Annotated in this window: 6 protein-coding genes; all 6 read right to left on the bottom strand. The window is 64.9% G+C overall.

The annotated features are described in order from the left end of the window. Positions 1-84: 84 nt before the first annotated feature. Positions 85-675 carry a CRISPR-associated endonuclease Cas1 gene (gene cas1, locus AB0I53_RS32945; protein ID WP_358611817.1) on the bottom strand — a complete coding sequence of 197 codons (591 nt, stop codon included), beginning with the start codon at positions 673-675 and terminating at the stop codon, positions 85-87. Then, positions 668-1,303: a CRISPR-associated protein Cas4 gene (gene cas4 / locus AB0I53_RS32940; RefSeq protein ID WP_358611814.1), complete on the bottom strand. Its 636-nt coding sequence runs from the start codon at positions 1,301-1,303 to the stop codon at positions 668-670. The genes cas1 and cas4 overlap by 8 nt, the downstream gene beginning before the upstream one ends. 5 nt (positions 1,304-1,308) lie before the next feature. Further along, positions 1,309-2,199 carry a type I-C CRISPR-associated protein Cas7/Csd2 gene (gene cas7c, locus AB0I53_RS32935; RefSeq protein WP_358611811.1) on the bottom strand — a complete coding sequence of 297 codons (891 nt, stop codon included), beginning with the start codon at positions 2,197-2,199 and terminating at the stop codon, positions 1,309-1,311. A gap of 55 nt (positions 2,200-2,254) precedes the next feature. Next, positions 2,255-4,021 carry a type I-C CRISPR-associated protein Cas8c/Csd1 gene (gene cas8c / locus AB0I53_RS32930; protein ID WP_358611808.1) on the bottom strand — a complete coding sequence of 589 codons (1,767 nt, stop codon included), beginning with the start codon at positions 4,019-4,021 and terminating at the stop codon, positions 2,255-2,257. Then, positions 4,021-4,650 carry a type I-C CRISPR-associated protein Cas5c gene (gene cas5c / locus AB0I53_RS32925; RefSeq protein WP_358611805.1) on the bottom strand — a complete coding sequence of 210 codons (630 nt, stop codon included), beginning with the start codon at positions 4,648-4,650 and terminating at the stop codon, positions 4,021-4,023. Before cas5c ends, cas8c begins: the two co-directional genes overlap by 1 nt. Before the next feature lie 694 nt (positions 4,651-5,344). Beyond that, positions 5,345-7,561, bottom strand: a complete 2,217-nt coding sequence (cas3, locus tag AB0I53_RS32920; RefSeq protein ID WP_358611802.1) for a CRISPR-associated helicase Cas3' — start codon at positions 7,559-7,561, stop codon at positions 5,345-5,347. Positions 7,562-7,716 lie beyond the last annotated feature (155 nt).

Below are 7,716 nucleotides of genomic sequence, written 5' to 3'. Positions count from 1 at the left end.
CTGGGAACGCCGCGCCGACATCCACGAGGCGTTCCTCGGCCTGGCCACCTGCATCATCTGCTTTCGACACATCAAAACCCTTTGTTAGGAACTCTTAGGGGGTCGCCGGGTACGCCCTGTGGGTGCATAGGGGGTGAGCATCGGCAAGGTCTGGAAATAGCTGCGTGCCGCATTGCCCTCGATGCCGAGGAGTTCCGTGATCGAGGAAGCCTCAGCCGCGGCCGCGAGCGCCGCTGCGTGTTGCTCGGCGACGTTTCGGATCTCGCCGCGCCGGGCCTGATCGGTGTCGCGGGCGGCACGCAGTAGGAGCTGACGATAGTTCTGGAGCTTCCCTGCGACGATGGAACGTGCGATACCTAGTCGGCGTTCCGTTGCGTCGTAGGCTCTGGTTTGTTCCAGCCGCAGCAAGGGGTTTCCGGTTTGAGCGCCGGTGACGCGTGCTAGGAAGCGCCCGTTGCGGGTCATCCAGGTAATGCCACGTGCGTCGTCGGCGCAGCGCATGATCAGGTCGTCGCTGACATCGACGCCGTTCCATACCACGATGTGCTCGATCCGCAGCAATGGCAGGATATGGCGGCCTGGCTTGTCCGGTTGGTAGATCCGGACTGTGTCTCCTTCCAGGTGCAGGCTCGTGCCTGGTGTCGTGATGAACAGCGTGCGCAACAGTTCAGTCATCCCAGTGTCCCAGCGGTCGTGGGGTGAACACCGAGTTCACGTGGGCGTCGGGCATGCATCCCTCCTGCAGTGAGCAGCGCTCGCATCGGGAGTCGTGGACTGGCTGCGGCAGCACCCCGGCGCGCAGTACCTCGCGCAGTTCCTGGATCACTACACGGAGGCGGTTCTCCAGTGCCTCCTCGACCACGACCTCATAGCGGCGGCGGTGTTTTCCCGCGAATACGACACCGAGGGGGACTTCGGCGGTGAACATCGTCCGCAGGCACAACACTTGTGCGGCGATTTGCAGGTCCGTGGCGCTGCCGGGGCGGTAGCTGCCGGATTTGTGCTCGATGGGAACGGGCCCGCTGGGGTGAAATTCGACGACATCGCAGACGCCGTGCACGCCGAGTTCCGCGTCGGCGATGGGTAGGGCGTGCCAGCAGCGGGTCCCGTCACGGGAGGTGCTGGGGCCGCTGCGGTCGACGACTTCGTGGGCGAGGTGGCCGCGCTGGGTGTCGGCGTTGTCGGTGAAGTAGCGGTCCAGGTGGATGAGAGCAGCCTGCCGCCGGCAGTATCCGAAGTGTTCGATCGCCGAGATCGGCACACTCGTCCAGGGCCGCTCGGCAGGCTGATCGTCGATCATCATGGTGCTTACGCGATGAGTTTCGCGATCGTCACGCCATTGGGCAGGGCGTCGTCGTCAACCGACACCGTGTAGTTGGCAAAGCTGCGCGGGGGCTCGGCTGTGTCGCCGGTGCGGGCGATACGGACGCGTTCGGTCAGCTTCTGGGCTGGGGCGTTGCCGAAGGCGTTGTCGTGGCTGAAGACATAGAGTCCGCGGGCGGTCATGGTGCCGCGGGTGGCGGAGCGGTCGTGGTCGAACATCATCTCCAGGCTGCGGTAAAGCAGTTCGAAGTCACGGGTGTCGACGCCGGTTTGGGTGCCGCGGGAGGCGGAGTAGTAGATCTCGGCTTTGTAGAGGGCGTACGGCACGGTCCATTTGCCGCCCATTTCGGTGCGTTCGCCTTTGTCGATGTCGGCTTGGGTGGTTTGGGTGATGCGGGTGATGGTGTGGTGCTGCGGTACGACGGGGCTGATGCTGCGGGCGTTGGTGACCTGTAGCGGCCCGTATATCTGGCCGAGGGCTTTGGTGTCGCCGGTGTTGAGGACCGCGCCGAACAGGCGGATGTCGGCGTAGCGGTGGGTCAGCCAGGAGCGTGCGGTGTGCAGCTCTTCGTCGGTCAAACGCTTTTTCTTGGTGTCGATGTTGTTCACGGTCATCGTCTCGGCCAGGCGGGTGTTGAGGGCGTGTCCGGCTTCGACGAAGATGCTGTAGCGGTCGGGGTCGCCTGCCGCCAGGGGCAGCGTGTTGCGGATCTTGCGTTTGATGGCGACGTCTGTGACCAGGCCGTGGCCGGATTCCTCGTCCATGCGGGGCCGGTTGCTGAAGTCGGGGTCGCCGTTGGGATTGCCGTCGGCGACGTCGAACAGGAACACCATGTCGTGCCGGACGGCGGGGTCGAGGTGTGTCTCGGTAGTCATGCGGGTTTTCCTTCCACGTTCGTCAGCGGATGTGGTGATGCGGCGGGGGTGATGGCTATTTGTCGGCTTGGTGGGCGCGGCGCTGGGCAGTGTCGTGGGCGCGTTGGTGGTGGTATCCGAGTACGAACCGGGCTTGCTCGTCCGGGCGCAGGCGGTTCGGGATCACCTGGGTTTTGTGGAGGAGCTGGTCCAGTTCCCCGGCGAGGACATGTGCGAGTCCGCCACCACTGGGCCTGCGGCGGATCTTGGCCAGCCAGGCATTCAGCAGCTTGCTGCCTGCCATCAACGCCGGGTGGGGGTTGCTGATCGCGCCGGCGAAGTGTCGGTCGGTGAAGGTGGCGTTGATCGTGTGGGTGTCGCCATCTTTGGTTTTACCGTTGTTGGCGGCGTATTGGATTTTCTCGTACTGGGCGAACACGCGCCCGGCCACGTAGGCGGGATCGTCGCTGATCTCATCCAGTCCGGCGGGCATGGGGATCTCCTTGGTGGGGTGGCGGCGCAGGGCCAGCCGCAGCAACGCGGCTCGGGGCCCGTCGATACGGCCGTCGTTACTGATGCGATGCAGAACGTGCTGCAGAACCGACGGTGGCAGCGGTGCCTTGCGCACGCTGGTGCGGATCAAATCCCGTGCGATGTGCTCGGGGCGACGAGCTGAGGTCGAGCCGAGGTCGCTGTAGCGGTTGCGACCGGCATCCCAACGGCCGGTGGCCAGCACCAGGGCCCGCAACGAGTAGGACACCGGTTCGTCGTCCCACAGGGTGTGGACGCGGTGATCGTCGTACCACCTGGCGAGGTTTCCCATGACATGCTGCAGGGGCATGTCGACCCAGTCCCGGATCATGATCCGCGAGGAGTTGCCGCCGAGGGTCACCGAGCAGAACCGGTCACCGGAGACCGCCGGCACCATTCTGGAGGCTTCGGCGAGTGTTCCGTTGCGCAGTCGCGAGAGCAGGCGCGCTACCGCGTCTGGGTCGGCCTGGTCGGGCATGACCAGGAAGAAATCGTCGGCGGAGGCGCCCAGGGCCCACCAGGTCATGGCACTGTCCTGTTGCTGCAGGCCCATCACGTGCGGCCCGGACAACAGGTCGGTCAGTGCGGTGTTCATGGCATCGCCGCAGGAGAAGCAGATCGGGGTGTTGGCCAGCCCAGTGCTCAGTCCGTAGCCGAACACGCGCTCGTTGACGCTGACCAAGGCCGCGTTGTTCGCCGCGCCTGGCACCAAACGTTTCGAGATGTTGCCGGGCACGGTGTCGACCAGGACCGCGTCCTGCCCACACACCAGGCATATCCCAGTTGTGCCACCGCCTTTACGTCGCGCGACCTCGTCGGTCCAGAAACGGATCAGTGACTCGTGCTCGATGACGGGCTTGCCATCCACGGCGATGAGCACGCCCTGCTTCGCCGTGAAATCCAGGGGCCGCCGTAGAGTCTGCGGGCCGCCGGCGGCGTAGAAGTCCTGAACGACACCCGCCGCGGAATCGTGGCCGGATACCGATTGCGCCCAGCGGTCGATCAGGGCCACGAACTCAGCGTGGCACTTGTCGACACGCTCCGGTTTCGTCGTCTCATCACCCCAACCCAGTACATATTGGACATCATCGGCGCCCAGCTGCGGGGCAACACCGACGGTCCGGGTAACCGATGGCGTCAGCCATCGCTGGCCGCTGATCTTGCCGCGATCATTCGGCTCGCGGAGATCGACGAGGTCGGGCTCCCTGCCGTTACTGGACAACTCCAGGCGCCAGGTGAACTCACGTTCCTTGTGGAACGGCTTGCTGACGCAGTGCGTTCGCGCGTACTCGACCAAACGCTGCAGGAGCATCAGACCCCCACGCTCTCGGCGGTGATACCCGTGCGGGGGATGTGCATCCGGCCGTCGTCGAGGCGGGCGGTGAACCACGTATAGGACGTCGAACCGCCTCGGTGGTGCACGCCGTGAAGCATGATGCCGAGATCATCATTCAGCGGCTGCCGTGGCGTCTCGTCCACAGGTCCGAAAAACGCGCTGAACTCACGGGTTCCCAGGTACGGCTGGTGGAAGCACTGACCGCGCTCCACCCGGCGGCGGAACTGATCCCGATAGGCCGCTTCCTGTTTCGTTGCATGATCACGCAGCTCGACGTGCGCATAGATCCGGTAGGCGACATCCCGCAGACACACCGAATTCCGTTGCGTCCGATTCCCTGCCGCGGCCGTGTCCACCGTCCGACCCCGCAGCGCCGCGTCCTCCACGGAGGCAAGGTCGGTGGTCTCGTTACGGCGCTGGGTGAACTGGTGAACCGGTTTGAGGACGTCAATGGCCACCGGGCGCCACGAAAACTCTGGCTTCCAGAAGATCGCCTCTAGCACCCCAATCGCCGCAGTCGGAGTCATCACCGGATACGTGACCCGTTCCACCTTCAACTCCGGACGCGTGAACAGCGCCCCCTCACCCCACACCTGAACACTCACCGGTGGAGCTCCACTGGCAGAAACCAGCAAATCGCTTGTCACCACACCTCCTGATCCATCACATTTGCGGACAACAAATCCCGGGCCAACAACCGCGCACACAACTAGGAACCGACGCGCTCCATAGGGATCACGGCAGCGACCACACCCCGTCAAAGCCGAAGAGCGCGTCAGCGAGCCGCACACCAGGACCACCAACACGACGTTGAAGAACGTGCTCAACCCGTGGAGATCCGCATAGAGCACTCATGTCCGCGACCAAGGACTCCCGCACTCACGCCTTTGTCCAGCCTGCTGGCATCGGCAGGACAGGTGCGCGCTGTCGGCATCCCCGAAATCGGCGCTCTGCCGGCGTGGACTCGCGCCTCGGACGACCGACAGTTCGATCGGTACACCCACCTCCACACACCCCTCGGGCACTGTGCGTACTGCTTTGATCTCGGACTGTAGCAGTATCAAGGTTCTATGTAGTTGACTGCGGAAGACTCGGTTCATGAGCGTGGTCCTGCAGTGCCGCATGGCTGGCTATGGTTCGTGGATTACCGTGGCCGTCGGCACCAGAAATCCCTGGTGAGGATCGCAATCATGTCGTCGATTGGGGCGCGAATCGCGCGGGGCGCCACACCATGCTGGGCGCGCCGCGCGATCAAGCCTTCGCCTGGTGCGGCCCAGAACGACCAGCAAGCATCGCCGCTCACCACACCTCCTCCTTGACCAACGTGGAGGTGTCGATGCCGTACGCGTCGTGGTAATCCCCTCGCCACTCGCGAAGATCACCGACGACCTGCGGACACAGGTCCTCCACAGCCGGGTCGTCAAACAGACGTTGTGGCAGCGAGACCACAAACGGCTGCAATTCCCGGATCAGCCGCCCGGCTTCCTCAGGATGCGACCGCAACTTCTCGAGGATCTCCTCGGCACGCGGGTCGTAGCCGGTGGCCACGACGGGGACCGTGTCGTCATCCAGCATCCGGAACGCCAACGACCGCTCCCGACGGGCCAGGCCGCCGTCGTAGGACCGCACCGGGCCGTCCGTGACGGCCTCGAAGTCGAACTTCTCCCGGTTGCGCTGGATCTCCACCGCGCGTTCACCGTCGTCGGTGTTGGAACGCTGGTAAAGCGTGCGGTAGTACGCCGACAACGTCGGCAAGTCATCCGGATCCACCACACCCCCGCCCCGACGCGGGCCGAAATGGGTACGCGTGGCACCAGTACCGATGCGGTAGCCGGCAGGAGCGGACATATCGCGGGCATCGAACACCACGACCTTGCCCATTCCCGGACGGCGGCCTTCCCGGTTGGCCCGGCCGGCGGCCTGCTGCAAGCTCTCCGCCGGCGCCATCGCCCGGTACACCGCCGGGAAGTCCACATCCACGCCTGCTTCGATGAGCTGGGTCGACACCAGGCGAACGGCACGACCTTCCTTCAACCGAGCGCGGACCTCGGCCAGCACCGCGCGGCGGTGCGCCGCACACATGCGCGTCGACAAATGCCACGTGATCTCCGGGGCCTTCGCCGCCCACTGCCGATAGACGGCTCGCGCATCCGCGATCGTGTTCACCACGAGCAGAACCTGCTCGTGCTCGGCAGCAGCCGTCGCGACCTCACCCAACGTCGGCTGGGGATCCAGCCACCACTCGTACTCAACCCGCCGCATCCGTTGAAACAGCGTGATCGGGTCATCAACGACCTCGGTCATCTCGAGGTCCTCCCACACCCGCAAGTGCTCAAACGACGGCTGCGTCGCCGAAGTCAGCAGCACCGTCGTCCCGAATCGCTCCGACAGCACCCGCAAGGCGTCCAGAATCGGCACCAGCACCCGCAGCGGCAATGCCTGCACCTCATCCAGAATCACCACCGCGTTGGCCAAGCGATGCACCTTGCGCATCTGCGACGGCTTGCGCCCGAACAACGAATCGAACAACTGCACCGTCGTCGTGACCACGAACGGGCTGTCCCAGTTCTCCGCCGCCGCCCTCCACCGACGCCCGTCCGGCCCCGACGCAGGCGGCGTGACCGCCGAGTGGTGCTCCAGGACATTCTCCGCACCGAGCATGTCCCGGTATACCTGGGCATTCTGCTCGGTAACCGTGATGAACGGCACCGCGACGATCACGCGCCGCTTGCCGTGCACAGCGGCGTGATGCAGCCCGAAACCCGCCGCGCTCAGCGTCTTACCCACACCGGTCGGCGCCGGCATCCGGTACACACCCGTTTTCCCCGAGGCATGCCCGATCGCCGTCTGATACACCTGCTCGCGGACACCATCGATCCAACCGCCACCCGCACGGTCATCCAGCATGCGCCGCCGCCGCTGCTCAAACCGCGCAAGCAACCCCGCCATATCCGCATCCGCACGAACCCGCGGCCCATCCCGGCCGTCGAAATGCGCAGCGGTGTCCAGGTGATCCGCATCGACCAACGCCGAAAACGCCAGTCGCACCCCCAGCTCAGCCGTCAGCCTTTCCCGCATCCACTCCGCAGGAACCAGCCCACCACGAGGCTGGGCAAGGACTTCTGCCGCTTCGGGTACCTCACGCAGAAAAGCCTGCTGCACCTCACCTTCCAGGTCCTCACCCGTCGCGATCAGCGACCACAAAGCTGACTTCGAGGTCAGCCCACCGTGATGCCCCAGAATCGCCAACGACGCCACACCCGCCACGTCCGCCAGCCACCGAGCGCCGAACTCCTTATGCGGAACCCCCACCGCAGCATCAGTGCTCTCCGCCCGAAGCAAGCCCTCCTGCCAACACAAGCTCGCCTTGCCCGCGTCATGGAACAACCCCAAAGCGAACCCGAGCTCCCCCGCCCCGAACTCAGCCGCGAAACGCCGCGCTAGAACCGCAGTCGAACGAGCATGCTCCGACAACAAATGACGCCGATCATCACCATTCCGGCTATGAGCCCACATCTGAACACCCCAGAAACAACGTTGTGGCCGCGGTCGCCGGGACCGTACCCAACGCCACCGACACACCACGACGAGTAACCGGACACCACGTCAAACCAGAGGTTCAGAACCCCAAGCGTTACCCGACACACCACGACGTTCCGAACCAAACCACC

Source organism: Saccharopolyspora sp. NPDC050389 (genome assembly GCF_040655595.1).
Classification (GTDB): Bacteria; Actinomycetota; Actinomycetes; order Mycobacteriales; family Pseudonocardiaceae; genus Saccharopolyspora.
The sequence above is the reverse complement of the archived record's forward strand: the minus strand, read 5'-3'. Positions and strand labels throughout refer to the sequence as shown.

Bases quoted from the DNA above. Each gene is read 5' to 3' on its own strand.
- cas1 (WP_358611817.1), bottom strand. From the start codon at position 675: ATGACTGAACTGTTGCGCACGCTGTTCATCACGACACCAGGCACGAGC.
- cas4 (WP_358611814.1), bottom strand. From the start codon at position 1,303: ATGATGATCGACGATCAGCCTGCCGAGCGGCCCTGGACGAGTGTGCCG.
- cas7c (WP_358611811.1), bottom strand. From the start codon at position 2,199: ATGACTACCGAGACACACCTCGACCCCGCCGTCCGGCACGACATGGTG.
- cas8c (WP_358611808.1), bottom strand. From the start codon at position 4,021: ATGCTCCTGCAGCGTTTGGTCGAGTACGCGCGAACGCACTGCGTCAGC.
- cas3 (WP_358611802.1), bottom strand. From the start codon at position 7,561: ATGTGGGCTCATAGCCGGAATGGTGATGATCGGCGTCATTTGTTGTCG.